Source organism: Rhodobacter maris (assembly GCF_900217815.1).
GTDB classification, from domain to species: Bacteria; Pseudomonadota; Alphaproteobacteria; order Rhodobacterales; family Rhodobacteraceae; genus Rhodobacter; species Rhodobacter maris.
The window spans coordinates 1-25724 of sequence record NZ_OBMT01000017.1 but is presented as its reverse complement, the minus strand read 5'-3'; the positions used below and the strand labels follow the sequence as shown (position 1 = coordinate 25724).

Annotated in this window: 27 protein-coding genes and 1 tRNA gene; 20 read left to right on the top strand and 8 right to left on the bottom strand. The window is 63.9% G+C overall.

Annotated features, from left to right (window positions below; all coding sequences use genetic code 11):
* Positions 1-68: 68 nt before the first annotated feature.
* Positions 69-1133: a hybrid-cluster NAD(P)-dependent oxidoreductase gene (locus CRO22_RS16395; RefSeq protein ID WP_097071244.1), complete on the bottom strand. Its 1065-nt coding sequence runs from the start codon at positions 1131-1133 to the stop codon at positions 69-71.
* Complete coding sequence (locus CRO22_RS16390; protein WP_097071243.1) at positions 1134-2375, bottom strand: aromatic ring-hydroxylating oxygenase subunit alpha; 1242 nt, start codon at positions 2373-2375, stop codon at positions 1134-1136.
* Positions 2376-2740: 365 nt separating this feature from the next.
* Between CRO22_RS16390 and queG the strand changes: the two genes are divergently transcribed.
* From queG to CRO22_RS16375, 3 genes are all read left to right on the top strand, one after another.
* The gene (gene queG, locus CRO22_RS16385) at positions 2741-3790 is read left to right on the top strand and encodes a tRNA epoxyqueuosine(34) reductase QueG (RefSeq protein WP_097071242.1); all 1050 of its coding nucleotides are present in this window, start codon (positions 2741-2743) and stop codon (positions 3788-3790) included.
* Between the two features lie 37 nt (positions 3791-3827).
* A complete protein-coding gene (locus CRO22_RS16380; protein WP_097071241.1) occupies positions 3828-4790 on the top strand; it encodes a DMT family transporter in 963 nt (320 codons plus the stop codon).
* Between the two features lie 105 nt (positions 4791-4895).
* Complete coding sequence (locus CRO22_RS16375; protein ID WP_097071240.1) at positions 4896-5090, top strand: hypothetical protein; 195 nt, start codon at positions 4896-4898, stop codon at positions 5088-5090.
* A gap of 274 nt (positions 5091-5364) precedes the next feature.
* Here the strand turns inward: CRO22_RS16375 and CRO22_RS16370 are convergent, their stop codons facing one another.
* On the bottom strand, positions 5365-6234 hold the full coding sequence (locus CRO22_RS16370) for a branched-chain amino acid aminotransferase (RefSeq protein ID WP_097071239.1): 870 nt from the start codon (positions 6232-6234) through the stop codon (positions 5365-5367).
* A gap of 148 nt (positions 6235-6382) precedes the next feature.
* On the opposite strand from CRO22_RS16370, the gene CRO22_RS16365 reads away from it, so the two are divergent.
* The 5 genes from CRO22_RS16365 (at position 6383) to CRO22_RS16345 (ending at position 10550) form a co-directional block, all read left to right on the top strand.
* Complete coding sequence (locus CRO22_RS16365) at positions 6383-6883, top strand: MarR family winged helix-turn-helix transcriptional regulator (protein ID WP_097071238.1); 501 nt, start codon at positions 6383-6385, stop codon at positions 6881-6883.
* A complete protein-coding gene (locus CRO22_RS16360) occupies positions 6880-7590 on the top strand; it encodes a response regulator (protein ID WP_097071237.1) in 711 nt (236 codons plus the stop codon). Before CRO22_RS16365 ends, CRO22_RS16360 begins: the two co-directional genes overlap by 4 nt.
* A gap of 216 nt (positions 7591-7806) precedes the next feature.
* Positions 7807-8367, top strand: a complete 561-nt coding sequence (petA, locus tag CRO22_RS16355) for a ubiquinol-cytochrome c reductase iron-sulfur subunit (protein WP_097071236.1) — start codon at positions 7807-7809, stop codon at positions 8365-8367.
* An 11-nt stretch (positions 8368-8378) separates the two neighbouring features.
* Positions 8379-9692 (top strand): cytochrome b, encoded by a 1314-nt coding sequence (petB, locus tag CRO22_RS16350; protein ID WP_097071235.1) that lies wholly within the window; start codon positions 8379-8381, stop codon positions 9690-9692.
* Between the two features lie 18 nt (positions 9693-9710).
* Complete coding sequence (locus CRO22_RS16345) at positions 9711-10550, top strand: cytochrome c1 (RefSeq protein WP_097071234.1); 840 nt, start codon at positions 9711-9713, stop codon at positions 10548-10550.
* A gap of 143 nt (positions 10551-10693) precedes the next feature.
* Here CRO22_RS16345 and CRO22_RS16340 read toward each other — a convergent pair whose 3' ends face one another.
* Positions 10694-11332, bottom strand: a complete 639-nt coding sequence (locus CRO22_RS16340; protein WP_097071233.1) for a TetR/AcrR family transcriptional regulator — start codon at positions 11330-11332, stop codon at positions 10694-10696.
* Positions 11333-11448: 116 nt separating this feature from the next.
* Here CRO22_RS16340 and CRO22_RS16335 point away from each other — a divergent pair, with 116 nt between their 5' ends.
* The 11 genes from CRO22_RS16335 to CRO22_RS16285 all read left to right on the top strand — a co-directional run bounded on the left by CRO22_RS16335 (position 11449) and on the right by CRO22_RS16285 (position 22130).
* Positions 11449-11898 carry a tellurite resistance TerB family protein gene (locus CRO22_RS16335; RefSeq protein ID WP_097071232.1) on the top strand — a complete coding sequence of 150 codons (450 nt, stop codon included), beginning with the start codon at positions 11449-11451 and terminating at the stop codon, positions 11896-11898.
* A 133-nt stretch (positions 11899-12031) separates the two neighbouring features.
* A complete protein-coding gene (locus CRO22_RS16330; RefSeq protein WP_097071231.1) occupies positions 12032-12808 on the top strand; it encodes an ABC transporter ATP-binding protein in 777 nt (258 codons plus the stop codon).
* 27 nt (positions 12809-12835) lie between these two features.
* Positions 12836-13555 carry a transporter substrate-binding domain-containing protein gene (locus CRO22_RS16325; protein ID WP_097071230.1) on the top strand — a complete coding sequence of 240 codons (720 nt, stop codon included), beginning with the start codon at positions 12836-12838 and terminating at the stop codon, positions 13553-13555.
* A gap of 65 nt (positions 13556-13620) precedes the next feature.
* Positions 13621-14502 (top strand): ABC transporter permease, encoded by an 882-nt coding sequence (locus CRO22_RS16320; RefSeq protein WP_097071229.1) that lies wholly within the window; start codon positions 13621-13623, stop codon positions 14500-14502.
* Positions 14499-15332: an ABC transporter permease gene (locus CRO22_RS16315; RefSeq protein ID WP_097071228.1), complete on the top strand. Its 834-nt coding sequence runs from the start codon at positions 14499-14501 to the stop codon at positions 15330-15332. The genes CRO22_RS16320 and CRO22_RS16315 overlap by 4 nt, the downstream gene beginning before the upstream one ends.
* A 3-nt stretch (positions 15333-15335) precedes the next feature.
* Positions 15336-16667: a glutamine synthetase family protein gene (locus CRO22_RS16310; RefSeq protein WP_097071227.1), complete on the top strand. Its 1332-nt coding sequence runs from the start codon at positions 15336-15338 to the stop codon at positions 16665-16667.
* Between the two features lie 171 nt (positions 16668-16838).
* A complete protein-coding gene (locus tag CRO22_RS16305) occupies positions 16839-17516 on the top strand; it encodes a type 1 glutamine amidotransferase (protein ID WP_097071226.1) in 678 nt (225 codons plus the stop codon).
* A gap of 1 nt (position 17517) precedes the next feature.
* On the top strand, positions 17518-18138 hold the full coding sequence (locus CRO22_RS16300; protein WP_097071225.1) for an FMN-binding negative transcriptional regulator: 621 nt from the start codon (positions 17518-17520) through the stop codon (positions 18136-18138).
* 36 nt (positions 18139-18174) lie between these two features.
* Positions 18175-19542: a glutamine synthetase family protein gene (locus tag CRO22_RS16295; protein ID WP_097071224.1), complete on the top strand. Its 1368-nt coding sequence runs from the start codon at positions 18175-18177 to the stop codon at positions 19540-19542.
* 3 nt (positions 19543-19545) lie between these two features.
* On the top strand, positions 19546-20853 hold the full coding sequence (locus tag CRO22_RS16290) for an NAD(P)/FAD-dependent oxidoreductase (protein ID WP_097071223.1): 1308 nt from the start codon (positions 19546-19548) through the stop codon (positions 20851-20853).
* 92 nt (positions 20854-20945) lie between these two features.
* Positions 20946-22130: a DegT/DnrJ/EryC1/StrS family aminotransferase gene (locus CRO22_RS16285; protein ID WP_097071222.1), complete on the top strand. Its 1185-nt coding sequence runs from the start codon at positions 20946-20948 to the stop codon at positions 22128-22130.
* Between the two features lie 30 nt (positions 22131-22160).
* Here the strand turns inward: CRO22_RS16285 and CRO22_RS16280 are convergent, their stop codons facing one another.
* The gene (locus CRO22_RS16280; protein WP_097071221.1) at positions 22161-22580 is read right to left on the bottom strand and encodes a CoA-binding protein; all 420 of its coding nucleotides are present in this window, start codon (positions 22578-22580) and stop codon (positions 22161-22163) included.
* Positions 22581-22760: 180 nt separating this feature from the next.
* Complete coding sequence (rlmB, locus tag CRO22_RS16275) at positions 22761-23546, bottom strand: 23S rRNA (guanosine(2251)-2'-O)-methyltransferase RlmB (RefSeq protein WP_097071220.1); 786 nt, start codon at positions 23544-23546, stop codon at positions 22761-22763.
* Positions 23547-23670: 124 nt separating this feature from the next.
* On the opposite strand from rlmB, the gene CRO22_RS18945 reads away from it, so the two are divergent.
* Positions 23671-23754 (top strand) — tRNA-Tyr (locus tag CRO22_RS18945).
* 154 nt (positions 23755-23908) lie between these two features.
* On the opposite strand, the gene CRO22_RS16270 is transcribed toward CRO22_RS18945, so the two are convergent.
* Together CRO22_RS16270 and CRO22_RS16265 are read right to left on the bottom strand one after the other, a co-directional pair.
* Complete coding sequence (locus CRO22_RS16270) at positions 23909-24631, bottom strand: HNH endonuclease (RefSeq protein ID WP_097071219.1); 723 nt, start codon at positions 24629-24631, stop codon at positions 23909-23911.
* Positions 24632-24792: 161 nt separating this feature from the next.
* Complete coding sequence (locus tag CRO22_RS16265) at positions 24793-25020, bottom strand: hypothetical protein (protein ID WP_097071218.1); 228 nt, start codon at positions 25018-25020, stop codon at positions 24793-24795.
* Positions 25021-25724 lie beyond the last annotated feature (704 nt).

The window sequence follows — 25724 nt, the reverse complement described above, 5'->3', positions numbered from 1 at the left end:
CGGGAATTCCCCTGCCGGCGGCTACGTCAAAGCGCGCCGACAGGGGCTGGCACCGGGGGCGCCCGGGCTCAGACCTCGACCGCCACCGCGCCCCTCGGGCGCGAGCAGCAGGCCAGAATATAGCCCGCGGCAATCTCGTCGTCCGAGATGCCGCCGTTGTGGACCATCTGCACCTCGCCTTCGGTCTTTTTCACCTTGCAGGTGCCGCACAGCCCGAAATTGCACCCCGACGGGATGTTGAGCCCGGCGCGCTTGGCAACCGCAAGCACGGTCTCGTCTTCGGTGCAGGGCTCGCGCACGCCCGAGGCGGCGAAATGGATCTCGCTGTCGCCCGAGGCCGCGATCTCCGCCGCCTCCGCGCCCGGATCGAACGGGATCTCGGGCGGGCCGAAGCTCTCCTGATGATAGCGGCTCATGTCAAAGCCGATGGTGCCGAGGATCTCGCGCACGGCCTGCATGAAGGGCTCGGGGCCGCAGCAGAACACCTCGCGCTCAAGGTAATCGGGCGCCATCAGACCAAGCATGATCTGGTTGAGCCGTCCGTGATGGCCATGCCAGACCGAGAACGGATCGGGCTCCTTGACGGTGAAGCGCAATTGCAGCCCCGGCACGCGGGCGGCGAATTGCTCCAGCCGGTTGCGGAAGATGATCTCCGAGGGGCGGCGCGCGGCATGGACAAAGACGATGTCCGGCATCTCGCCGCTGTCCCAGGCCCAGGTGGTCATCGACATCATCGGCGTGATGCCCGAGCCCGCCGAGATGAACAGGTATTTGCGCGCCGGGTGCAATTGCGCGCTGAACGCCCCCATCGGGCCGCGGGCGCGCAACTGCATGCCGGGCTTGAGCTGGTCGATCATCCAGCGCGAGCCGATCGAGCCGGGCTGCGCTTTCACGGTGATCGAGAGCGACAGCGGGCGCGAGGGCGAGGACGAGATCGTGTAGCTGCGCGAGACCGGATTGCCCGGCACCGGCAGATCAAAGGTCAGGAACTGCCCCGCCATGTAGTCAAACCACGCGCCCGAAGGCGCGCGGAAGGTGATTGTGGCGCTGTCACGGGTCTCGGGGACCACCATCGCGCATTCGAGCAGTTCGGCGTCGTTCCAGGGCGCGCCAGCCCAGTTCTGGCGCCGCATCTATTCGGCCGCCACGGCAGGCGCGGGGCCGAGCCGCGCGGTGAGCGTGTCGCAATACCAGTCGACGAACTGGATCACGCCTTCTTCCTGCACCAGCGAATAGGGGCCGGGCTCATAGGCGGGCGAGCGAATGCCGGCCTGATTTTCCTCGACCACCTGACGGTCCTCGTCATTGGTCGCCATCCAGACCTCGGTCAGTTCCTTCAGGTCGTAATCCACCCCCTCGACGGCATCGCCCGGCACGAGCCAGGTTGTTGTCACCTCGGTTTCGGTGGCCGAGATCGGCAGCACGCGGAACACGATCGCATGATCGGCGAGGAAGTGGTTCCAGGTGTTGGGATAATGGAAGAAGAGCAGGCTTCCGGCATCGTTGAAGGGCATCTCGCCCATGCGCTTGCCCTTCACCGCGGCCTTGGTGCTCATGGTGTAGCTCTCGGCCTGATTGAGCAGCGGGATGCGCGCAAGGCGCCACTGCATTTTCGGATGATGGATGAAGCGCGAGGGCAGGCCCGCCGCCTCGCAACGCTGCCAATGCGCAAGAATGTCGGGGCTCGCGGCCTCCGGGCCTTCCATCGCCGTCATGCGCGGGTTGTCCGAATAGGTGCGGCACAGCGAAGGATGCGAGCCGCCGCAATGGTAGCATTCGCGGTTGTTCTCGATCACGAGCTTCCAGTTGCCCTTCTCGACGATGGTCGAGACATGGGCGACGCGGGCGTTTTTCAGCCCGGCGGGGGCGAGGTAGCGCCCGAGCGTGCCTGCAAGATCCGCAATCGCGGGCGGCACATCGGCCAGGCACACGAAGACCATGCCGCCAATGTCGATGCAATGCACCTTTTTCAGCCCGTGTTTGCCGGGCTCGAAATCCTCCTGCATGTCCTTGGCCCAGAGGAGTTTTCCGTCAAGGTCATAGGTCCATTGGTGATAGGGGCAAACAAGCTTCGGCGTTGTGCCGGTGGCCTTGGCGCAAAGCCGCTGGCCGCGGTGGCGGCAGACGTTGTGGAAGGCGCGGATCATGCCATCCGCCCCGCGCACCACGATCACCGGATAGGCGCCCACCTGCAGCGTGGCGTAATCCCCCGCCTTCACCAGTTGGCAGGCGGGCAGCGCGAACAGCCATTCCCGGTAAAAGATCTGCTCAAGATCGGTCCCGAACACGCCTTCGTCGCAGTAAAGCGCGCGGGACAGGGAGTAATTCTTGCGGCGGGCGGAAAGCTCCGCGCGGATTTCGGACGCTTCAAGCATCTGTCACCTCACTTGCCCTGCCTCCCCGCAGGTGCTGGCTTCATCTGGACCTTGCGGCCCGGCGGTTTCGGGGCGCGGCGAGCGGGCGCAAAAGGCGGGTCTCCCCGGGCATGCGGCACAGACCGAGCCGTTCGGCCCGGGTGCATGCTGCCCCTTCCGCTGTCTCTTTGCGCCAATGTGCCGGTTCTGCGCCGGCGTGCCAGTTCCGGCTCTGCGGCCGGCTCCCCTATGCGAAGAGATTGACATATTGTCGCATCATACGTCGCGCGAATCCGACATGATGAGGCCAGGAAAAGACAAGCCCGCGATTGCGCACGGGAACGTGTTTCCGGGGCCGGCCAGATCGCTTATGGCGGGGCGAAGAGATGGAGGCTCCTCTGGAACGGCTGAAGACCCGGTTGATCGCGCAGGCTCTCGCCGAGGGCTTTGCAAAAGCGCGCATCACGCGGCCCGATTCCCGCCCGGACCTGCCCGCAGATCTGGCGGGCTTTGTTGCTGCGGGCCATCACGGGCAGATGGGCTGGATGGCCGAGCGGATGGCGTGGCGCGCCAACCCCGCCGCGCTCTGGCCCGAGGCGCGCTCGGTGATCATGCTTGCCGAGAACTACACCCCCGAGGCCGACCCGCGCGCCGCGACGGCGGTAAAAGAGGCTGGCGCGATCTCGGTCTATGCACAGGGCAAGGATTACCATGACCTCGTGAAACGACGCCTCAAGCGGCTCGGGCGCTGGCTGATTGCCGAGGAGCCCTGCGAGATCAAGGTTTTCGTCGACACCGCCCCGGTGATGGAAAAGCCGCTGGCCGAGGCCGCGGGGCTCGGCTGGCAGGGCAAGCATACCAATCTTCTGGCCCGTGATCTCGGCAACTGGTTTTTCCTTGGCGCGCTTTTCACCACGCTTGAACTGCCGCCCGACGCACCCGACGTGAGCCATTGCGGCTCCTGCACCGCCTGCCTCGACGCCTGCCCGACCGGCGCTTTCCCCGCGCCCTACCGCATTGATGCGCGCCGCTGCATTTCTTATCTCACGATCGAGCATCGCGGCCCGGTCGAACCGGCGCTCCGCCCGCTCCTCGGCAACCGCATTTACGGCTGCGACGATTGCCTTGCCGCCTGCCCGTGGAACAAGTTCGCCGTGACCGCGCGCGACATCGGCTATGCCACCCGCCACGGCACCCCGCCCCTTGCCGAGCTGCTCGCGCTCGACGATACCGCCTTCCGCGCCCGCTTTGCCAGCTCGCCGATCAAGCGCATCGGCCGCGACCGGCTGGTGCGCAACGCGCTTTACGCGGCGGGGAACTCCGGCCTGCCAGATCTCCTTCCCTTTGCTCGCGCCCTCACCGCCGACCCCGAGCCCAGCGTTGCAGAGGCCGCAAGCTGGGCATGCGCGCGGCTTGCGACAATCGGGCACGATTGACCCTTTCCTTCGACGGTCAATGCGTTAGCTTTCACGCATGTCTTCCGCCCCTCCCCCCGCCGCCGCTGGCCTGCACCCGAGCCCCGTCACCGGGATCATGCTCAAGCTCTGCTCGGTGCTCGTTTTCATCGCCATGTCGAGCCTGATCAAGGTCGTCTCGGACCATGTTCCGCCCGGCGAGTCGGTGTTTTTCCGCTCCTTTTTCGCGCTGCCGGTGATCCTTGGGTGGCTGGCCTGGCGGCGCGAACTGCATGTCGGGCTGAAGGTGCAAAACCCGCTTGGCCATGTCTGGCGCGGGGTTGCGGGCACCTCGGCGATGGGGCTTGGCTTTGCCGGGCTCGCCTTTCTGCCGCTGCCCGAGGTGACGGCGCTAGGCTATGCGACGCCGCTTCTTGTGGTGATCTTCGCCGCGATGTTTCTGGGCGAGCAGGTGCGGGCGTTCCGCCTTTCGGCGGTCGCCGTCGGGCTCGTGGGCGTGCTGATCGTGCTCTGGCCGCGGCTGGGCGAGGTCGAAGGAGAGAATACCGCGCAGGCCTTTGGCGCGATGGTCGTGGTGATGGGAGCCACGTTTGCCGCGCTGGCGCAGGTCTTCATCCGCAAAATGGTGGCAACAGAACGCACGTCCGCCATCGTGTTCTGGTTCTCGATCACCTCGACCACGCTTTCGCTGATCACGCTTCCCTTCGGCTGGGTGATGCCGCGACCAACCGAGGCAATCTTGCTGATCTCCTGCGGTTTTCTGGGCGGGCTCGGGCAGATCCTGCTCACCTCCTCCTACCGTTTCGCCGATGCCTCGATCATCGCGCCCTTCGATTACGCTTCGATGCTCTTCGCGCTCGGCATCGGCTACTGGCTCTTTGGGGAGGTGCCGACGGTCTGGATGCTCGGCGGCGCGGGGCTGATCATGATCGCGGGGGTGATGATCATCTGGCGCGAACACCGGCTCGGGCTTGAGCGCAAACGCGTGCGCAAGGCGACGAGCGGAGTGAGCGGCGGCTGAAGCCGCACGGCCGATGCGCAATTTCTTGCCCTACCATGACCGAGCGCAAAGACCCGGGCGCGATTCTGTGCTAGGGTTCAAGCGATGAAGTTGGAGGAGGCAGACATGACCCGTCACATCATCGACCATGCCGCGCCGCAGGCCGAAGGCAGCCGCACGCAGCAATTCCTCGACATCGACCGCAAGGATGGCGTGCATCCCGCCGTGGAAACCCTTGCGCAACGGCCCGCCGAGCGCGGGGCGGCGAAGGTGCGGGAGTTCCTGCGCATTGACCGTGAGGACGCCAAGGCGGAAGGCTGAACCCGGGGACGATCCGACCCCGCCGGGACAGATCCGGCGTCGATAGCGTCTGAGTGCTCTATCGGCGCCTATCTTGGAGCATTTGTGCAAATCTGCGTCCATACCGGAGGCAGGGTTTTCGTTCTTGGCAATGAAAAAGGCACGTCATCGACGTGCCTCCGGGTTGCTCGGTCCAGCCTTTATCCTCGAACCCCGGCTTTCGGGCCGGGAAGGTGGCGAGCGCCGCCTGCCGACTCTTCGGGGTCGACAGGCGGTGTTGTTTCGGGCCCGCGTCTCAGGCGCGCACGAGTTTTTCGTAGCTTTGCGCCACATCGCGGGTGAGCGCACCCACGTCAAAGCGGAACTCGCCGATCTGCCCCACCGGCGTCACTTCGGCGGCCGTGCCGGTCAGCCAGCATTGCTCGAAGCCTGCCAGTTCCACCGGCTCGATGTGACGCTCATGCACGGTGATGCCTTTCTCGCGCATCATCGCAATCACGGTCTGCCGGGTGATGCCATTGAGGAAGCAATCCGGCAGCGGCGTATGCACCTCGCCATCCTTGACGAAGAACACGTTCGCCCCGGTCGCCTCGGCCACATAGCCGCGGTAATCCATCATCAGCGCGTCCGAGCAGCCCTTTGCCTCGGCGGCATGCTTGGACATGGTGCAGATCATGTAGAGCCCCGAGGCCTTCGCCGCCGAGGGGATCGTCAGCGGATCGGGGCGGCGCCATTTCGAGATGTCGAGCTTCGCGCCCTTCATCTTCGCATCACCGTAGTAGTTGCCCCATTCCCAGCCCGCGACCGCCATCCGCACCGGGTTGCGCCGCGCCGAGACCCCCATGTCTTCGCCCGCCCCGCGCCACGCCAGCACGCGCACATAGGCATTGGTCCAGCCATTCGCCTTCAGCATCGCGTATTTCGCGGCTTCGATCTCTTCCACCGAATAGGGCACTTCCATGTCCAGCAGTTCCGCCGAATGGCGCAGCCGTTGCGAGTGTTCCACGCCCTTGAAGATCTTGCCGTCGTAGCAGCGCTCGCCCTCGAAGACGGCCGAGGCGTAATGCAGTGCATGGGTCAGGATGTGGACCTTTGCATCGCGCCATTCGATCAATTTGCCATCCATCCAGATCGTGCCGTCACGATCGTCATATGCACCGGTCATTTCGCCCTCCTATCGAGCCTCGGTTTTCACAAATTGCGCAAATTAGGGCCGCCTCGGACATAATGTTGCGCAATTTCTGCGCTTCGGTAACAATTGATTCTTGGAAAGTCAACAAGGCTGCCCTAAAAAGGCAAAAAGCGAGGATCACATGGCCGATACCGGGGCACCCGGGGGCGAAACGCTCCTGTTTCTGACCGACGAGCAATTGCGCAAGGGCATCGAAGCGATGTTCTTTGCCTATCGCGGCTTCACCGCCGATCCGGACCGGATCCTGGCGAAGCATGATTACGGCCGAGCGCATCACCGTGCGATCCACTTCATCAACCGCGAGCCGGGGCTTACGGTGACGACGCTGATCTCGGTGCTGGGGGTGACGAAGCAAAGCCTGAACCGGGTGTTGCGCACGCTGATCGAGGACGGGTTGGTCGAGAGCCGGGTCGGCAAGCGCGACAAGCGCGAGCGGCATCTTTTTCTCACCGAGGCGGGAGAGGCGCTGGAGCGGGCGCTGACAGAGGCGCAGCGGGCGCGCATGCGCGCCGCTTATCGCGCCGCCGGACCGCAGGCTGTGGCCGGATTCCGGCAGGTGCTGGAAGCGATGATGGACCCCAACCTGCGCCGCCATTACCAGATGCTGAAGGACGACGCATGAGCGCCGCACCTCCGCATCTCCTGATCGTCGATGACGACGAGCGGATCCGCGGGCTGTTGCAGAAGTTCCTGATCCGCAGCGGCTTTCTCGTAACCGCCGCGCGCGATGCGGCGCATGCGCGCAAACTCCTCGCCGGGCTCGAGTTCAACCTGATCGTGCTTGATGTGATGATGCCCGGCGAAGACGGGCTCTCGCTCACACGCGATCTGCGCACCAGGATCGCAACTCCGATCCTTCTGCTCACCGCCCGCGGCGAGACCCGCGACCGGATCGAGGGACTTGAGGCAGGGGCGGATGACTACCTGCCCAAGCCCTTTGAACCGAAAGAACTTTTATTGCGCATCAATGCAATTCTGCGGCGCGTGCCAGAGGCGGTGGCGCGTGGTCCGAAATTCATCAGCCTCGGCCCGCTGCGCTACGAGCTGGAGCGCGGCGAACTCTGGCAGGGAGAGGCGCTGGTCCGGCTCACCGCGACTGAGGCGGCGCTGATGCGAATCTTTGCGGCACGGGCCGGCGAAGTGATCGGGCGCACAGATCTGATCGAGGAGCTTGGCCGCGACCGCGCGGCCGGAGCCGAGGACGGCGCGGGCGACCGCGCGGTCGATGTGCAGATCACCCGGCTCCGGCGCAAGATCGAGCCCGATCCGCGTGAGCCGCGCTATTTGCAGACGGTGCGTGGGGCGGGATATATGCTGGCGCCGGATTAAGCAATTCTGCGCCGTGACCGCCCAACCAAGCCCATGAGGCAGCGACATAAAAGCGCGACTCGGCCGATCTTGCGGCATTTCGCCCCACCCCATTGTGATTGTCTGCTGGACTGACAAAGGCGCCGGCGTTAAACGGAAAGCCATGTTTGGCCGCACCCCGTGCGGCCTGCAATGGCGCATCGGCTTGTCATTCAAGTTCGGGAAGGGAGAAGACACGTGTCCCACGCAGAAGACTACGAAGGCACTCGGAGGGATTTCCTCTACCATGCCACCGCCGCGACGGGGGTCGTGGCGGCAGGGGCGGCCATCTGGCCGCTGATCAACCAGATGAACGCTTCGGCCGACGTCAAGGCACTCGCATCGATTTTTGTCGACGTGTCGAGCGTCGAGGTGGGCACGCAACTGACGGTGAAATGGCGCGGCAAGCCCGTCTTCATCCGTCGTCGTGACCAGAAAGATATCGACCTGGCGCGGTCCGTGCCGCTCGAGGCGCTGCGCGACAAATCGGCCGAAAACGCCAACAAGCCGGGCGCCGAGGCCACCGACCAGAACCGCACCCTCGACGAGGCGGGCGAATGGCTGGTGATGCTCGGGGTTTGCACCCACCTCGGCTGTGTGCCGATGGGCGGCGCTTCGGGCGATTTCGGCGGCTGGTTCTGCCCCTGCCACGGCTCGCACTACGACTCGGCCGGCCGCATCCGCAAGGGCCCCGCGCCGCGCAACCTCGATATCCCGGTCGCGGCCTTCGTCGACGACACGACCATCAAGCTGGGCTGAGGGGAAGACACATGTCCGGAATTCCGCACGACCATTACGAGCCCAAAACGGGCATCGAGAAGTGGCTGCATGATCGCCTGCCGATCGTCAGCCTGATTTACGACACGATCATGATCCCGACGCCGAAAAACCTGAACTGGTGGTGGATCTGGGGGATCGTGCTGGCCTTCACGCTGGTGCTGCAGATCGTCACCGGCGTTGTGCTGGCGATGCATTACACGCCCCATGTCGACATGGCCTTCGCCTCGGTCGAGCATATCATGCGCGACGTGAACGGCGGCTGGGCGCTGCGCTACATTCATGCCAATGGCGCCTCGCTGTTCTTCCTTGCCGTTTACATCCACATCTTCCGCGGTCTCTACTACGGCTCCTACAAGGCGCCGCGCGAAGTGACCTGGATCATCGGCATGATCATCTACCTGCTGATGATGGGCACCGCCTTCATGGGCTACGTTCTGCCCTGGGGGCAGATGTCGTTCTGGGGCGCGACTGTGATCACCGGCCTCTTCGGCGCCTTCCCGGGCTTTGGTCCGGCGGTGCAGGAATGGCTGCTCGGCGGGCCGGCTGTTGATAACGCCACGCTCAACCGCTTCTTCTCGCTGCATTATCTGCTGCCCTTCGTGATCGCTGCCCTCGTTGCGCTGCACATCTGGGCGTTCCACACGACCGGCAACAACAACCCGACCGGTGTTGAAGTGCGCCGCGGCTCGAAAGCGGAAGCCGAGAAGGACACCCTGCCCTTCTGGCCCTATTTCGTGATCAAGGATCTGTTCGCGCTCACGCTCGTGGTGCTCGCCTTCTTCGCGGTTGTCGCCTACATGCCGAACTTCCTCGGCGAACCCGACAACTACATTCAGGCGAACCCGCTGCAAACCCCCGCGCATATCGTGCCGGAATGGTACTTCCTGCCGTTCTACGCGATCCTGCGCGCCTTCACTGCCGACGTCTGGGCCGTGATCCTGGTTGACGGGCTGACCTTCGGTATCGTCGACGCCAAACTCTTCGGGGTGCTGGCGATGTTCGGCGCGATCATCGTGATGGCGCTGGTGCCGTGGCTTGACACTTCGAAAGTGCGCTCGGGTGTCTATCGTCCGAAGTTCAAGCTGTGGTTCTGGCTGCTCGTCGTGGACTTCGTCGTTCTGGCCTGGGTGGGCGCGATGCCGACGGGCGAACCCTACGCGACGATCTCGCTGATCGGGGCTGCCTACTGGTTTGCTTATTTCCTCGTGATCCTGCCGCTTCTGGGGGCGACCGAGAAACCGCTGCCGATGCCGGCGACGATCGAGGAAGATTTCAACAGCCATTACGGCAATCCGGCCGAGTGAGAGAAGAGGACAGTAATCATGAAAAAGCTTCTCATCTCTGCCGCTTCCGCGCTGATCATCAGCGCCGGTGGGGCGATGGCGAACGACGAGAACGTGCCGGATGTGGCCTTCAGCTTCGAGGGGCCCTTCGGGACCTTCGATGTGGCCCAGCTGCGCCGGGGCTTCCAAGTCTATTCGGAAGTCTGCTCCTCCTGCCACGGCATGAAATTCGTGCCGATCCGCACGCTCTCCGATGACGGCGGCCCGCAGCTCGACCCGGCTTTCGTGCGCGAATATGCCGCTGGGCTCGACCCGGTGGTCGACAAAGACACCGGCGAGGAACGTGACCGCAAGGAAACCGACATGTTTCCGACCCGCATCGGCGACGGCATGGGTCCGGACCTTTCGGTGATGGCGAAAGCGCGCAAGGGCTTCTCCGGCCCGAACGGCACCGGCATGAACCAGCTCTTCAAGGGCATCGGCGGTCCGGAATACATCTACAACTATGTCATCGGCTTCGAGGAAAACCCGCCCTGTGCGCCGGACGGGATCGACGGCTACTACTATAACCACACCTTCCAGCCCGGCGGCGTGCCGGACAGCTGCAAGGACGCCAATGGCGTGAAGATCACCCATGGCAGCTGGGCGCAAATGCCGCCTCCGCTCGTCGAGGATCAGGTCGAATATGAAGATGGCACCAAAGCCACCATCGACCAGATGGCCTATGACGTGGCGGCCTTCCTGACCTGGGCGGCCGAGCCGAAACTGATGGCGCGCAAGCAGATGGGCATGGTGGCCGTGGTGCTGCTCGGGCTCCTGAGCGTGCTGCTCTATCTCACCAACAAGCGGCTCTGGGCGCCCTACAAAGGCAAGCACTGAGCCTTCTCTCCCGCCCGAACATCGAACGCGCCCCCTCGGGGGCGCGTTTTCATTTTGCCGCGACTGTCCCCCCCGTCTCAAATACGAGGCGGGCATTAAAAAGCCCGCCATGTGGCGGGCCTCCCAGGCAATGTTCCGGCGTGTCAGCGTTTGGTGCCATAGCGGGCGAGGAACATCTCCACCGCACCGTCGATGATGCGTTTGCGCCGCTCCGGAGTGAGCGTGCCCATCACGCCGCACATCAGTCCGGCGAGGATGTCGACCTTGCAAAGCTCGGCAAACTGATCGGCAGCAAGATCGTAATCCTCGATCACTACCTCGCCTTTGGCCGCCGCCTTGCGCAGATATTCAGTGAGCCGCTGGCGCACCAGAAGCGGGCCGGAGGCATAGAACTGCTCGCCCAGCGCCGGGAACCGGTCGCTCTCGGCGACGCAGAGCCGATAGGTCTGGCGCCCGAAATCCGAGGTCAGATAGTCAATCAACACTTTCGCGGCGTAGCGCAAAACCTCATCGACCGGCTTTTCTCCGGCATAGATGAATTCCACCGCCTCATTGGCCTGCCGCTCGCATTCGCCGCTGGCAATTGCCATGAACAACAACCGCTTGTCGGGGAAATAGCTGTAGAGTGTTGCTTTCGACACCCCCGCCTCGCGGGCAATGTCATCGACCGAGGCCCCCTCGAAACCGTCACGCAAAAACACCTTGCGCGCGCCCTCGATCACCTGGTCGAATTTCCGCCCGCGCCGGATCTCGCTGCGGTCCGTCTGTGGCACCTGGCTCATACTCGTCCCCCTTGGCGGACCATAGACCTGCTAGACCGCTTCGTTCAAGGGCCTGCGCGATGCCCGACGTTTGGTCACAGGCTTGCCCCCGCCGCGCCGGACGCTAGACTGGAATCATGTTCAAGTTTCTCGCAGGCCTTCTGGCCGATCCGCTCCCGCAATCCGACCCGCTGACCGCCGATGATGCCGAACTGGCGCTGGCGGCGCTTCTGGTACGGCTGGCGCGGGCGGACAACGATTACGGCGCCGACGAGCGGGTGCATATCGAACGGGTGCTGGCGATGCGCGCGGGCCTTGGTCATGCCGCCGCGGCAGCACTGCGCGAACGCGCCGAAACGGTGGAGGCTGAAGCCCCCGATACCGTGCGCTTCACCCGCGCGTTGAAGGACAAGATCGCCTATGAGGACCGCAACGGTGTGATCGAAGCGATGTGGGAGGTGGCACTTGCCGATAACGCGCGCGCGCCTGAGGAAGATGCGCTGATCCGGCTCGCGGCGAACCTTCTGGGGGTCAGCGACCGCGATTCGGGTCTGGCGCGCAAACGGGTGCTGGCACGGCGCGGCTGAGCCGGGCATTTGCCCAAACTGCGGGCGCCTGCCTGTCCTTTTGGCGCTTCCCTCAAGGTCAAAGCCAAGTCGCCGTTGCAATCTGCCTCAAAATCGCGCCAAGTTGACCGACCGGACAAAGAGAAGCCGAACCGTGACAGAGACTGCACCCGTCATCGAGATCCGAAACCTGCACAAGAGCTACGGCACCCTCGAGGTGCTCAAGGGCGTATCGATCCGGGCCGAGAAGGGCCATGTGGTATCGCTGATCGGCTCTTCCGGCTCGGGAAAATCCACCCTTCTGCGCTGTTGCAACCTGCTTGAGGACAGCCAGCAGGGCGAGGTTCTGTTCAACGGCGAGGCGGTGCGCTGGCAGGGCGCGGGGCTCACCCGCCGCCCTTCCGACCGTGCGCAGGTGACGCGGTTTCGCACCAACCTCTCGATGGTGTTCCAGCAATTCAACCTCTGGAGCCACATGACGGTACTGCAAAACGTGATGGAGGCGCCGGTCACTGTGCTCGGCCGCAAGGCCGCGGAGGTGGAGCCGCTCGCGCGCAGCCTGCTTGAGAAAGTGGGGATCGGCGACAAGGCGGAAAACTGGCCCGCCCAGCTTTCGGGTGGCCAGCAGCAACGCGCCGCGATCGCGCGCGCGCTTTGCATGCAACCGCAGGCGCTTTTGTTCGACGAACCCACCTCTGCGCTCGATCCCGAATTGCAGCAGGAGGTGGTGAAGGTGATCAAGGATCTCGCGGGCGAACACCGCACGATGATCCTTGTCACGCATGACATGCGGCTTGCCGCCGAGGTCTCCGACCATGTGGTGTTCCTGCACCAGGGCCGGATCGAGGAAGAAGGCCCACCCGAAACGCTGTTCGGTGCGCCGAAGTCGGAGCGCCTGCAACAATTCCTGTCGGCCACGGCGCCGGCCTGAGTGAAGACCCCAACAGTGGAGAGAGCCATGAAGAAGCTGATCCTGACCGCCGCTGTGCTCGCGCTGAGCGCCGGCACCGCCTTTGCCGCCGATGTGGTGCGCATGGGCACGGAGGGCGCCTACCCTCCCTATAACTTCATCAACGACAAGGGCGAGGTCGACGGCTTCGAACGCGAACTGGGCGACACGCTGTGCACCAAGGCCGGGCTGACCTGCGAATGGGTCACCAACGACTGGGACAGCATCATCCCGAACCTGCTCTCGGGCAACTATGACACGATCATCGCGGGCATGAGCATCACGCCCGAGCGCGAAGAAACGATCATGTTCACCCAGAACTATTACCCGCCGGCGGCCTCGGCCTATGCGGCGAAAACCGCCGATGCCGACGTCATGGGCGTGGTCGCGGCGCAGGTCGGCACGATCCAGGCCGATTACGTCGCCAAATCGGGCGCGACGCTGCTTGAATTCTCCACGCTCGACGACACCGTGGCCGCCGTGAAAAACGGCGAGGCCGATGCGGTCTTTGCCGACAAGGACGCGCTGGCGCCCTTCGTGACCGAGGGCGGCGAACTGGTGTGGGATGGCGAGGATGTGCCGCTCGGCGGCGGCATCGGCATCGGTATGCGCAAATCCGACACCGAGCTGAAGGCGAAATTCGACGCCGTGATCACCGAGATGAAAGCCGATGGCTCGCTCAACACGATGATCAAAAAATGGTTCGGCGACGACGCCGCGCTGTTCTGATCCGCCTGTCCTGAGATGACCGGGCGCGGGGGCTCTCCCGCGCCCCCTTTTGCCCGATCCTGCCGATGTTCGACACCTGCGCCGATCCGAAAACCCTCGAGGGCCTTTCCTGGCTGCTGTGCTACCTGACCACGGGCAAGCACATGATGTTTTATGGCTCGTTCTTCGTGGTGATCGCGCTGATGGTGATTGTGGCGCCTGTCGCCCTCGCCTTCGGATTTGGCGGGGCAATTGCCGCGCGCTCGCCCTTTGCACCGCTCCGGTGGTTCGGCAAGCTCTACACATCGATGGTGCGCGGCATCCCCGATATCGTGTTTTTCCTGTTCGTGCCCGTCGCGATGGACCAGGGGCTCGAATATCTGCGCTATCTCTACAAATGCCCGCATGACGGCACGCCGGTCTGGGCCAACAACGAATTCTCCGTCTGTGCCGCGGCGAAGCTGCCGCTCTCCTCCACACCGCAGATCTGGCATGAGGTTTACGGCTTTTCGCTCGCCGTTATTGCCTTTGCGGTCGTGTTCGGCGCTTTTGCCGCCAATGTGCTTTACGGCGCGATGAATGCTGTGCCCCGCGCGCAGCTTGAAACGGCCGAGGCCTATGGCATGTCACCCGCGCAGGTGCGCCGCCGTGTGCTCATTCCGCAGATGTGGACCTATGCGCTGCCGGGCCTTTCGAACCTCTGGCTGATCCTCGTCAAGGCGACACCGCTGCTGTTCCTTCTGGGCGTCGAGGATGTCGTCTACTGGGCGCGCGAGCTTGGCGCCACGAAATCGCAGCTCTACGACTATCCGCACCCGGACTGGCGGTTCTGGTATGTGCTGGTGCTGCTGGTCTTCTACCTCTCCATGACCAAGGTCTCCGAGATCGTGCTGGGCCGAATTTCCACGCGGCTCTCGCGCGGTCAGGCGACGATGGCGGGCGAAGCGCTGCGGAAGGCCGCGGCATGAGCGACAGTTGCCCCCAGATCATCGCGGATTACGCCTTCCGCTCGCTCGGCTTTGGCGAGCGGGTGCTGCCGCGGGGCGATTTCACGCTGTGTCATGAATTCACGCTGATCGGCTCGGGGCTGATCTGGAACATCTATTTCGGCGTGCTTGCGGTGGGCTTCGGCTTTTTCTTTGCCACAGCCCTCGCGCTCGCCAAGGCCTCGCCCCGGGGTTGGCTGCGCCGCCCTTCGGAATGGTTCATCTTTGTGTTCCGCGGCTCGCCGCTCTTCATCCAGTTCTTCCTCACCTATGAGCTTTTGGTGATGCTGCCCAAAGCGGGCATCAACCTGTTCGGCCTCACCATCGAGACCTCCTGGACCACCTCGGCCTGGGCGGGGGCGCTGTTCGTGCTGTTTCTAAATACCTCCGCCTATTCGGCCGAGATCTTCCACGGCGCGCTGATGGCGGTGCCCAAGGGCGATATCGAGGCCGCCGATGCCTATGGGCTCACCGGCTTTGCGAAGTTCCGCCGCGTACTCTGGCCCACCATGCTGCGCCTTGCCTGGCCCGCCTATACGAACGAGGCGATCTTCCTTTTTCACGCCACGACGCTCGTGTTCTTCTCGGGCTTTCCGGCCTATCAACAACGCGGCGACGCGCTCTATTACGCGAAATTCTTCGCCGACAAGACCTTCAACCCATTCATCCCCTATCCGATCACGGCTTTCTATTTCATTCTCGTCACGCTGACGGTGATCGGGCTCTTCGGGATGGTCAACCGCCGCCTGAACCGGCATCTGCCCGGGCATATCCGCCCCAAGCTGAGGATCAGGCCGCAAATCATCAGGTGAGATATGGACTGGCTGAAGGAACACCCCGAGGTGCGCACCATTCGCGTGGCAGCGGCTGATCTGAACGGGGTGGCGCGGGGCAAACGGATCCCCGCGCGGTTTGCGCCCAAGGTCTTTACCGAGGGAACCCGGTTTCCCTTCTCGGTAATGAACCTCGACATCTGGGGCGAGGACATCGAGGAAAGCCCGCTGGTGTTCGAAACCGGCGATTGCGACGGGCTTTTGCTGCCCACCGAACGCGGGTTTTTGCCGATGCCCTGGCTGGAGGCGCCAACCGCGCTTCTGCCGATCTGGATGTTCCACATGGATGGCCGCCCCTATGCGGGCGATCCGCGCCAGGCGCTCGCCCGGGTGAAGGACCGCTTTGCCGAACAGGGGCTGACGCCGGTGGTGGCGACCGAGCTCGAGTTTTTCCTGATCGACGATTCCGGCAAAACCCTGCGCGTGCCGCCCTCGCCCCGCTCGGGCAAACGCCGCACCGGGGGCGAAACGCTTTCGCTCCGCGCGCTCGATGCCTTTGATGCCTTCTTCACCGCGCTCTACGAGGCCTGCGAGGCGATGGACATCCCCGCCGATACCGCGATCTCGGAGGCGGGGCCGGGGCAGTTCGAACTCAACCTGATGCACCAGCCCGACCCGCTGAAGGCCGCCGACGATGCCTGGTTCTTCAAGCAATTGGTGAAAGGGCTCGCCCGCGAGCACGGCTTTGCCGCGAGCTTCATGGCCAAACCCTATGACATGTGGTCGGGCAATGGCATGCACACGCATTTCTCGATCCTTGACGAGAAGGGCAACAACATCTTCAACGACGGCTCCGAAAAGGGCTCCGATGCGCTGCGGCAAGCGGTGGCGGGCTGCATGGCGGCGCTGCCGGGCTCGACGCTGATCTTTGCCCCGCATCAGAACAGCTACACCCGGCTCGTGCCCAATGCCCATGCGCCGACCGGCATCGGCTGGGCCTACGAGAACCGCACCGCGGCGCTGCGCATTCCCGCCTCCGGCCCGGCGGCGCGGCGCATCGAGCACCGCGTCGCAGGCGGCGATGTGAACCCTTACCTGATGATCGCGGCGATCCTTGGTGCCGCACTCGTCGGCATCGAAGACGAGATGACGCCCGACGATCCGATCATCGGCAATGCCTATACCCAGGGGCTGCCGCAGCTTCCCGCCACCTGGAACCTCGCGATCAACAATTTCGACAATTGCCCGTTCATCCGGCGCATCTTCGAGGAAGAGCTGATCGAGAACTTCCTGATGACGAAGCGTCAGGAGATCCACTACATGGCGGAGCTTTCGGAGGAAGAGCAGACCGAGCTCTATCTCGACACCGTCTGAGGGGGGCGCTGCCCCCGCCTTTCGGCCCCCCCGGAATATTTGGTCAAAGCCGAAGCCAAGGCGCATTTGTCGGCTTCACATATCCGGGAGGGGGGACGGCGCGGGGCGGCAGCGGCCCTTGCTCCTCGCCGCGGCGAGGTCTACCCTGACTTATCCAATCAAGAGACGTCCATGCGTATCGGCATCCTGCAAACAGGCCAATCTCCCGAACCCCTGCGGGAGGAAGCGGGCGATTACCCCGACATGTTCACCGCGTTGCTCGCACACCCGGAGCTGAGCTTTCAGCGCTATGATGTCGAGCACATGCAGTTTCCCGCCGATGTGCATGACTGCGACGGCTGGCTGATCACCGGCTCGCGCCACGGCGCCTATGAGGATCATGCCTTCATTCCCCCGCTTGAGGATTTCATCCGCAAGGCCATTGAGGCAGGCGTGCCGATGGTGGGGATTTGTTTCGGCCATCAGATCATCGCGCAGGCGATGGGCGGCAAGGTGGAACGCTACGAGGGCGGCTGGGCGGTCGGGCCGCAGACCTATGATTTCGAGGGCGAGCCCGTCACCCTCAACGCCTGGCACCGCGATCAGGTCACGCGGCGCCCCGAGGGCGCGCGCGTGATCGCCTGCAATGACTTTTGCGCCAATGCCGCGCTCGTCTATGGCGAGACCGCCTTGACGATTCAGGCGCATCCCGAGTTCCGCGATGCTTTCGTCGAGGGGCTGATCACCACCCGCGGCCCCGGCGTCGTACCCGACCCGCTGATGGCGGCCGCGCGTGAAAAGCTTGGGCAGGGCAATGATTCCGGCCGCATTGCCCGGCGCATCGCCGATTTCTTCCTCACGCGGGGGTAGGATGTATCGGCTGCCCGCCTTTGCCGAAGAGGATGGTGCCACGCTCGGCGCGCTGATTGCCGCGCATCCGCTGGGGCTCTTGATCAGCTCCGGCCCGGGCGGGATCATGGCGGGGCCCGTGCCGTTTGAACTGGTGGAAACGGCCGGCGGGCGGGTGCTGCGTGCCCATCTGGCCAAGGCCAATCCGCAGCTTGCCGAGATCGCCGCCGCGCCGCAGGTGCTGATCGTTTTCCAGCCCGCCGAGGCCTATGTCCACCCCGGATGGTATCCGACCAAGGCGGAGCATCACCGTGTCGTGCCAACGTGGAATTACGCAATGGTGCAGGTCCGTGGCGTGGCACGGCTGACGCAGGACGAGAGCTTCCTGCGCGCCCAGATTGACGCCCTGACCCGGGCACAGGAGGCCAATCGCCCGGAGCCTTGGGCGGTTTCCGACGCGCCTGCCGATTTCATCGCGGCGCAGTTGCGTGGCATCACCGGGCTGGAAATCGAGGTGCAGTCGATGGAAGGCAAGCTGAAACTCTCGCAAAACCGCGCCAAACCGGACCGCGCGGGTGTGCGCGCCGGAATGATCGCCGAGGGCGAGCCGCTGGCGCGCCTGATGCCCGACCCTTTCGCCTGACCGAGCCCCTCCCCCCTTTTTCGGAAAGCGAATCTCATGCCTCACAAAACCCGTTCATGGACTGATCTGATCCCCAAGGCCGCGCAGGATTACATTGCCGGCCGCCGCCTCGATGAGGTGGAATGCATCGTCGGCGATATTGCCGGCGTTGCCCGCGGCAAGGCCATGCCCGCCTCGAAATTCGCCTATCAGGACCGCTTCTTCCTGCCCAATTCGATCTTTTTGCAAACGATCACCGGCGAGTGGGCGGACAATCCGATGGGCGCCTTCACCGAGCCCGACATGATTCTGACGCCGGACTGGACCACGGCCTCCGCCGCGCCATGGACGGCCGATATCACGCTGCAGGTGATCCATGATGTGAATGACCAGCAGGGCAACCCGGTGCCTGTGGCGCCGCGCAACGTGCTCAAGCGCATTGTCAGCCTTTATGAGGCCGAGGGCTGGAAGCCGATCGTGGCGCCCGAGATGGAGTTCTTTCTCGTTGCGCGCAACCTTGACCCGAACCAGCCGATCATCCCGCCGATGGGCCGTTCAGGGCGCCGCGCCGCGGGCAAACAGGCCTATTCGATGTCCGCGGTCGACGAATACGGCAAGGTGATCGACGATATCTATGATTTCGCCGAGGCGCAGGGCTTCGAGATCGACGGCATCTTGCAGGAAGGCGGCGCAGGTCAGGTGGAGATCAACCTCGCGCATGGCGACCCGGTGGCCTTGGCCGACCAGATCTTCTACTTCAAGCGGCTGATCCGCGAGGCGGCTTTGCGCCACGATTGCTTTGCCACTTTCATGGCCAAGCCGATCGAGGGTGAGCCGGGCTCGGCGATGCATATCCACCAGTCGGTGATCGATGTGGCGACGGGACGGAATATCTTCTCCGAGCCGGACGGGGCGGAAAGCGCGGAATTCATGTATTTCATCGCCGGCATGCAGACGCATCTGCCCGCGGTGGTGGCGCTGCTCGCGCCTTACGTGAACAGCTACCGTCGCTACGTTCCGGATTTTGCCGCCCCGATCAACCTCGAATGGGGCCGCGACAACCGCACCACGGGGCTCAGGGTGCCGATCTCCGGCCCCGCGGCGCGGCGGCTTGAAAACCGCCTCGCGGGGATGGACTGCAACCCCTATCTCGGCCTCGCCGCCTCGATGGCCTGCGGCTATATCGGGCTGAAGGAAAAGCGCATGCCGCGCCCCGAATGCATCGGCGACGCCTATATGAGCGATACCGACCTGCCCTACAATCTGGGCGATGCGCTCGACATTCTGTCTGACTCCGCGCCGGTGCGCGAGGTGCTCGGGATCGAGTTCTGTACCGTTTACGAAGCCGTGAAACGCAACGAATACAAGGAGTTCCTCCAGGTCATCAGCCCCTGGGAACGCGAACACCTGCTGCTCAACGTGTGACGCATGAACCTGCTTTTCGCCAATGACCGGCCGGGGCATTACCCGGCGAGCTTCTATGCCGACACACGCGACGCCGCGCCCGAGCGCCCGGCTCTCAAAGGCGAGATCCGCGCCGACATTTGCGTGGTGGGCGCGGGTTACACCGGGCTTTCGGCCGCGCTGCATCTGGCGCGGGCGGGCCGGCGCGTGGTCGTGCTCGAGGCGCATCGCGCGGGCTTTGGCGCCTCCGGGCGCAATGGCGGGCAGATCGGGTCGGGCCAGCGGCTCGACATGATCACGCTTGAGAAGATGCTGGGCGGCGGGGCCGCGCGCCGGCTCTGGGACATGGCCGAGGAGGCGAAAGCTCTTACTTATGCGCTGGCCGCCGAGGCGGGCGTGCCAACCCATCACGGCATTGCCCATACCGCCCGCAAGGCCTCCGAGCTGCGCTGGCTCACCGAAGAGGCCGAGCATCTCGCCACCCATTACGGCTACGACAAGATCGAGCTTCTCGACCGCGCCGCCACGCAAGCGCTGATCCCCTCACCGCGCTTTATCGGCGCCGATCTAGACCGCGACGCGGGCCATGTGCATCCGCTCAATCTCAGCCTTGGCCTCGCCCGGCTGGCAGAGGCCGCGGGCGCGGTGCTCCATGAGATGTCCCCCGTCACCCATATTGCGCATGGGGCAACGGCCAGCGCCCCGAGCCGGGTGGAGACGGCTGCGGGCCATGTGATCGCGGATCAGGTGATTTTGGCCGCGAACGGCTACCTCGACCGGCTCGAACCCGACATCGCCGCCCGCGTGATGCCGATCAACAATTACATCGTCGCGACCGAGCCTTTGGGCGCGCGCGCGCAAGAGGTCTTCACACGCGATATCGCCGCGCATGATCTGAAATTCGTGGTCAATTACTGGCGCTTGCATGAAGACCGGCTGATTTTTGGCGGCGGCGAAACGGTGAGCTACCGCTTCCCGCGCGATATTGCCGCCAAGGTACGCAAACCGCTTGAAGAGATCTATCCGCAGCTTCAGGGGGTGCGCCTCACCCATGCCTGGGGCGGCACGCTCGCGATCACCGTGAACCGCATGCCCTGCTTCCGCCGCCCCGCGCCGAACTGCCTCTCGGCCTCGGGCTTCTCGGGTCATGGCGTGGCGCTCGCAATCCATGCCGGGCGGCTGATGGCCGAGGCCGCCACCGCGACGGGCGACGGTTTCGAGGTGATGTCCACGCTGCCGCAACCCGCCTTTCCGGGCGGGGCGCGGCTGCGCTGGCCGCTTCTGGTGGCGGGGATGAGCTGGTTTTCGCTGCGCGACCGGATCGGGGTCTGAGCGGCTCTTGGCCGCGTCGTCAAAGTTTCACTTGGCCTGCAGGCCGCGCGAGCATAAAGCTTTCCCGAATGTCACATTCAGGAAAGCTGAACATGCCCCGTGATGGACTGACCGCCCCCAATTGCTATGACGCCGAACCGATCCCCGAGGCCGCCCGCGCCGAGATCGAGCGGCTGCTCTCTTCGGGCGACCTTTTCCGCTACACCTCCGAAAACGCGCCGGTCTCCCAACTCGAGGCGGAATTCGCCGCGTTCATGGGGGTGCGTTACGCGGTCTGCGTGGCCTCCTGCTCTGCCGCCCTGTTCCTCTCGTTGAAGGCGCTCGATCTGCCGCGCGGCGCGCGCGTGCTCGTGCCCGCCTTCACCTTCGCCGCCGTGCCCTCGGCAATCGTGCACGCCGATTGCGAGCCAGTGCTCGTTGAAGTGGGCGAAAATTTCCGCATCGACCTTGAAGATTTCCGCGCCAAGTTCGACGACACGATCGCGGCAGTGATGATTTCCCACATGCGCGGACACACTTCCGACATGGACGCGATCATGGAGCTTGCGAACGCCAGGGGCGTGCCGGTGATCGAGGATGCGGCGCATTCGCTTGGCACGCTCTGGCACGGGCAGAAGATCGGCACCATCGGCAAGATCGGCTGCTTCAGCTTCCAGAGCTACAAGCTGGTGAACGCGGGCGAAGGCGGCGTGCTGGTGACCGACGACCCCGAGCTTGCCGCGCGCGCGATCATCATGTCGGGCGCCTATGAGCATAACTGGAAGAAACATCCGGGGCTGCAAAACAGCTTCCATCACTGGCAAAACAAGCTGCCGCTCTACAACACGCGGATGCAAAACCTCTCGGCGGCGGTGATCCGCCCGCAGCTTGCCGAGGTGCCGCGCCGCGTGCGCGACGGGCTCGCGAACCATGATTACGTTGCCGCAAAACTCAACGAGAGCCCTTGGCTCGACGTGCCCCCGCCGCTTGGCCCCGAGACCCGCGCGCCCGACAGCCTGCAGTTCAATCTGGTCGGAGACTGGAGCGATGCGGAGGCGCTGCGGCTGCAAGACGAGGCAAAGGCACGCGGCGTCGGCGTGCAGGTGTTCGGCCTCTCGCAAGACAATGCCCGCGCCTACTGGAACTGGCAGTTCCTCGGCGATCTCCCCGATCTGCCGAAGACCCGCGCGATGCTGATGCGCGCCTGCGACACGCGGCTCCCCGCGCGCCTCACCCGGGCCGAGCTTGATTTCATCGCCGATGCGATCGTCACGGCAGCGGCGGCGGTGAAAGGCTGAGCGGAGCGGGAAGCAGCGCCCCGGCCCCCGTCACATCCCGAGCCGCGGCAGGTCGATCTTCGGGCAGCGGTCCATCACCACGCGCTTGCCCGCCGCGCGGGCGGCGCAGGCCGCACCATCATGTATCACGCCAAGCTGCATCCAGAGCGTGCGCACCTCGGGTCGATGGGCGAGCACCTGCTCGACGATCCCCGGCACGGCCTCAGACGCGCGGAAAACATCGACCATATCGACCTTGATCCCGCGCGCAATCGCGGCCAGATCCGGATAGGTCATCTCTCCCAGATGCACCTGCCCGGCGAGGCCCGGGTTGACGGGAATCACCCGGTAGCCCCGCCCTTGCAGGAAGGCCGCAACCTGATGCGAGGGCCGGTCCGGATGGGCGGAAAACCCCACCACGGCGATGGTCCTGGTTTCGTTGAAGATCTCGCGCAGCTCGGCATCGGTCATCAACCACTCCGGATAAAAAACGCCCGAGCCACAAGGACCCGGGCGTGAAAGTGTGGAACGAGGGACAGTGACTTGGCGCGCGGCGGTTCCAAAGCCGCACGGCCTCAGTCAGACATAGGTATGTAAAACCCGCGTTAAAGGGTCGCGGGGCGCAAAATGGCCGGAATCGCCACTTCGTGATCATCCGCGCGTTGTGATGGCATAAAGCGCGATGGCCGCCGCATTCGAGACATTGAGCGAGCCGAAATCGCTCGCATAGGGGATTCGTACCAGCAGATCGCAGGTCTCGCGGGTCTTTTCGCGCAGACCCGGCCCCTCGGCGCCGAGCACGATCCCCACCGGCCGCGCCCCCGCCCAGGCCAGCCCCTCGGCGAGGCTCATCTCTGCCGCCCCGTCAAGGCCCAGAAGCACGTAGCCCATCTCCTGCAGATCTCGCATCGCATCGGACAGATTCACCACCCGCAGGTAGGGCTGGCGCTCGAGCGCCCCCGAGGCGGTTTTCGCGAGTGCGCCGGTCTCGGGCGCAGAATGGCGGTGCGGCGCCACAACGGCCCGCGCCCCGAACACCTCGGCCGAACGCAGGATTGCCCCCACATTATGGGGATCGGTGACGCGATCCAGAAGCACGACCAGGGGCGCCCCCGCGCCTTCGAGGGCAACATCGCCAATCTTGCCCCAATCGAGCGGCTTCACTTCGAGCGCCGCGCCCTGATGCACCTGATCGGAGCCAAGCGGCACATGCGCGTCAAACTTGCGCGGATCGACGATCTCGGGGGCGAGCCCTCCCGCCGTGATCGCCGCAGCAAGCTTGTCGGCGGCATTCTTCGTCAAAACGAGACGCAGCTTCTCGCGGGCAGGGTTCATCAGCGCATCGCGCACCGCATGGAGGCCAAAAAGCCACAGCGTTTCCGCGGCAGCGGCGCGTTTGGCACGTTCCTTGTCGATCACCCAGGTCGGTTTTTTCATCGCATGCTCCCGTTTTGCCCTCTCTGCGCTGCCCGCCCCGTTTTGACAAGCGTGCGGGAAGGCACGGCGCCGTGAAAAACCCGCTTGACGCCCCGCCGCCCCTTCGCTACATCCCGCCCTCGTCGGGTGACGAGCTGCAAGGTGCGGCAGCGGACTGTAACTCCGCCGGGGAGACCCACGCCTGGTTCGATTCCAGGGTCACCCACCATTTCCCCTCGTTTTTAAAGGGTAAAATGGTGAGCCGATGCTTCTGCCTAAGAATTGCCTAAGGGCAACCGGGCAACCCAACCGCCCCCGCCAGAACCGGAAACGATCACGCAAGCGTGAACACCAAGGGCCGGGCCGGGGATAGGCTTGCCGGGTCAGTTGGCCGTTTCGAAAGCTTCGCGGTCAAATGTGCACGGCCCTTCGGGGTCCAACGCCATTTCCATTGGCATGTCGAACATGCGGCAGTAACTGCCTTTGCTTGCGTGAAGACAGTTGTTGCAGCCTGCGACCAATGCTTCGTGGTCGCCCTTCGCATGAATGCGGTCGTGACAATCGCCGCATAGCGCGACCAGTTCGAACAGAAATTCGTGCCCCCAGTGCTCATAGCTTAGGTGATGAACTTCGGTCGCGCTTGTCTGTCTGCATCCTTCGCAAAGACCTTGCGCCCTTTCCATGACCAACCGCCTACGGTCGCGCCATTCGGGCGAAGCAAGATAGGCGTTGTGGGCCTGACGATAGTAGCTGTCGCCTTCCTCCTTCGCCCGCCAACGCCGCAATTGGATTTCGACATACTTTTGGTCGATCTTTTCTTTCGCTGCGGTGCGTTTCGCGTTGTAAGCGTCGTGCATCGCGTCATCGAAAAACGCCAGTTCTTCGACGTTCGACGGCGGCTTGACCGCGTTGCCGATACGCAGCCCGCAGTCCAAACATTGATTACGAATGACAGGATGCCCGCCGTTGTTCGTCCCGCGACGAAGTTCTTTGTTCTCATGGGTGCATTCGCCGCGCGACCATTCGGCGTAGTCTCTGGCCCAAAGCTTCGCCAAATCCACATCAAGCGGTGCCTGTTGCCCGTTGCGCGGGTCGATAAGTCGCATGGCGGATCCTGCTTCTGATTTTCTCCAAATCTACCTGCCCGGCTTGCGACAGCAACGAAAAAAGCCCCGACGCGATGAAGCGCCGGGGCAAAACCGTTCGGAACAATCCCGAAGAACGAACGGCCATCGGGCAGACAGGCCATGCCGCCCGAATTCGAAGATCAGCGCACCGGCAACATCGGTCGCAGCTTCATCGCAACGCCGGGCGGCATGGCGTAAAGCGGGAGGCCGATCACGGCCCGGTCGGCGTCAGGATCAACGCCAGCGGCGGCGCAGGCATCGCGCAGGGTCTGCCCCGCATCGAGCCCGACGACAGCGACCGCAGGGAAGCCTTCTGCCCGTGCCTTGGCTGCACCAGCGCGCCACGCGACCTGTTGGGCACGGTCCATCAACACCAAAGCTAAACGCAGTTTTGCCAAGAGTTTGTGACGCAAGATCGTTCAAGATTTTCGCTTGAGTCGCCGCGAGTTCCAAGAAACACCGTTTTTGATGCACCTGTCTTGGCAGGGGGATTATGGCCAATCCGACGCAATTGAACCCACGAAGTTGCGCCTAATCGATCTACGGGCCTTATCGGTTTTGCATCCTAGCTATGAAAGCTTCAGCGGCCGCTTTGCGAGCTATCTGCTCATTCGTAGGATCGCCTATCGCTTCCAGGGCGTAGCTTAAGACGTCAGGGCCGACGTGGCTGCGGCGTTGGACTCTTTGGATCAGTGAGGCCGACGCTAGGCCGGTCGCTGTCGCAGCAACTGACGAGAATAGTATGTTCGCGCCAGCATTGGAGTTAACTTCATCAGCTAGCCAGTCGGCGCCGAAGAAGGACGCTGCGCTAATGGATAAAACAGCTGCCGCCGATCCTGCATAGTTGTTCGCGAAGTCCGTTGCCAAAGATATGAAAGCAGGCGGCGGCTTACGTTCTAAGGCTCCTAATTCCCTCATCCCCTCAGTTAAGCATCGATTGTAGTCGTCGCGCGTGGCTTCGTTTGTAGCCTCTTTAACAGGTCGCTGAAATAGTCGGCCTCGACCTTGGATGCAGAACATGATTCACCCCTTCTCACGGCGAGAGGGGATCATGATGCGGGGCACGGACGAG

Coding starts and splice junctions, on each gene's coding strand:
- CRO22_RS16395 (WP_097071244.1), bottom strand. CDS start 1,133: ATGCGGCGCCAGAACTGGGCTGGCGCGCCCTGGAACGACGCCGAACTG.
- CRO22_RS16390 (WP_097071243.1), bottom strand. CDS start 2,375: ATGCTTGAAGCGTCCGAAATCCGCGCGGAGCTTTCCGCCCGCCGCAAG.
- queG (WP_097071242.1), top strand. CDS start 2,741: ATGGAGGCTCCTCTGGAACGGCTGAAGACCCGGTTGATCGCGCAGGCT.
- CRO22_RS16380 (WP_097071241.1), top strand. CDS start 3,828: ATGTCTTCCGCCCCTCCCCCCGCCGCCGCTGGCCTGCACCCGAGCCCC.
- CRO22_RS16375 (WP_097071240.1), top strand. CDS start 4,896: ATGACCCGTCACATCATCGACCATGCCGCGCCGCAGGCCGAAGGCAGC.
- CRO22_RS16370 (WP_097071239.1), bottom strand. CDS start 6,234: ATGACCGGTGCATATGACGATCGTGACGGCACGATCTGGATGGATGGC.
- CRO22_RS16365 (WP_097071238.1), top strand. CDS start 6,383: ATGGCCGATACCGGGGCACCCGGGGGCGAAACGCTCCTGTTTCTGACC.
- CRO22_RS16360 (WP_097071237.1), top strand. CDS start 6,880: ATGAGCGCCGCACCTCCGCATCTCCTGATCGTCGATGACGACGAGCGG.
- petB (WP_097071235.1), top strand. CDS start 8,379: ATGTCCGGAATTCCGCACGACCATTACGAGCCCAAAACGGGCATCGAG.
- CRO22_RS16345 (WP_097071234.1), top strand. CDS start 9,711: ATGAAAAAGCTTCTCATCTCTGCCGCTTCCGCGCTGATCATCAGCGCC.
- CRO22_RS16340 (WP_097071233.1), bottom strand. CDS start 11,332: ATGAGCCAGGTGCCACAGACGGACCGCAGCGAGATCCGGCGCGGGCGG.
- CRO22_RS16335 (WP_097071232.1), top strand. CDS start 11,449: ATGTTCAAGTTTCTCGCAGGCCTTCTGGCCGATCCGCTCCCGCAATCC.
- CRO22_RS16325 (WP_097071230.1), top strand. CDS start 12,836: ATGAAGAAGCTGATCCTGACCGCCGCTGTGCTCGCGCTGAGCGCCGGC.
- CRO22_RS16320 (WP_097071229.1), top strand. CDS start 13,621: ATGTTCGACACCTGCGCCGATCCGAAAACCCTCGAGGGCCTTTCCTGG.
- CRO22_RS16315 (WP_097071228.1), top strand. CDS start 14,499: ATGAGCGACAGTTGCCCCCAGATCATCGCGGATTACGCCTTCCGCTCG.
- CRO22_RS16310 (WP_097071227.1), top strand. CDS start 15,336: ATGGACTGGCTGAAGGAACACCCCGAGGTGCGCACCATTCGCGTGGCA.
- CRO22_RS16305 (WP_097071226.1), top strand. CDS start 16,839: ATGCGTATCGGCATCCTGCAAACAGGCCAATCTCCCGAACCCCTGCGG.
- CRO22_RS16300 (WP_097071225.1), top strand. CDS start 17,518: ATGTATCGGCTGCCCGCCTTTGCCGAAGAGGATGGTGCCACGCTCGGC.
- CRO22_RS16295 (WP_097071224.1), top strand. CDS start 18,175: ATGCCTCACAAAACCCGTTCATGGACTGATCTGATCCCCAAGGCCGCG.
- CRO22_RS16290 (WP_097071223.1), top strand. CDS start 19,546: ATGAACCTGCTTTTCGCCAATGACCGGCCGGGGCATTACCCGGCGAGC.
- CRO22_RS16285 (WP_097071222.1), top strand. CDS start 20,946: ATGCCCCGTGATGGACTGACCGCCCCCAATTGCTATGACGCCGAACCG.
- CRO22_RS16280 (WP_097071221.1), bottom strand. CDS start 22,580: ATGACCGATGCCGAGCTGCGCGAGATCTTCAACGAAACCAGGACCATC.
- rlmB (WP_097071220.1), bottom strand. CDS start 23,546: ATGAAAAAACCGACCTGGGTGATCGACAAGGAACGTGCCAAACGCGCC.
- CRO22_RS16270 (WP_097071219.1), bottom strand. CDS start 24,631: ATGCGACTTATCGACCCGCGCAACGGGCAACAGGCACCGCTTGATGTG.
- CRO22_RS16265 (WP_097071218.1), bottom strand. CDS start 25,020: ATGGACCGTGCCCAACAGGTCGCGTGGCGCGCTGGTGCAGCCAAGGCA.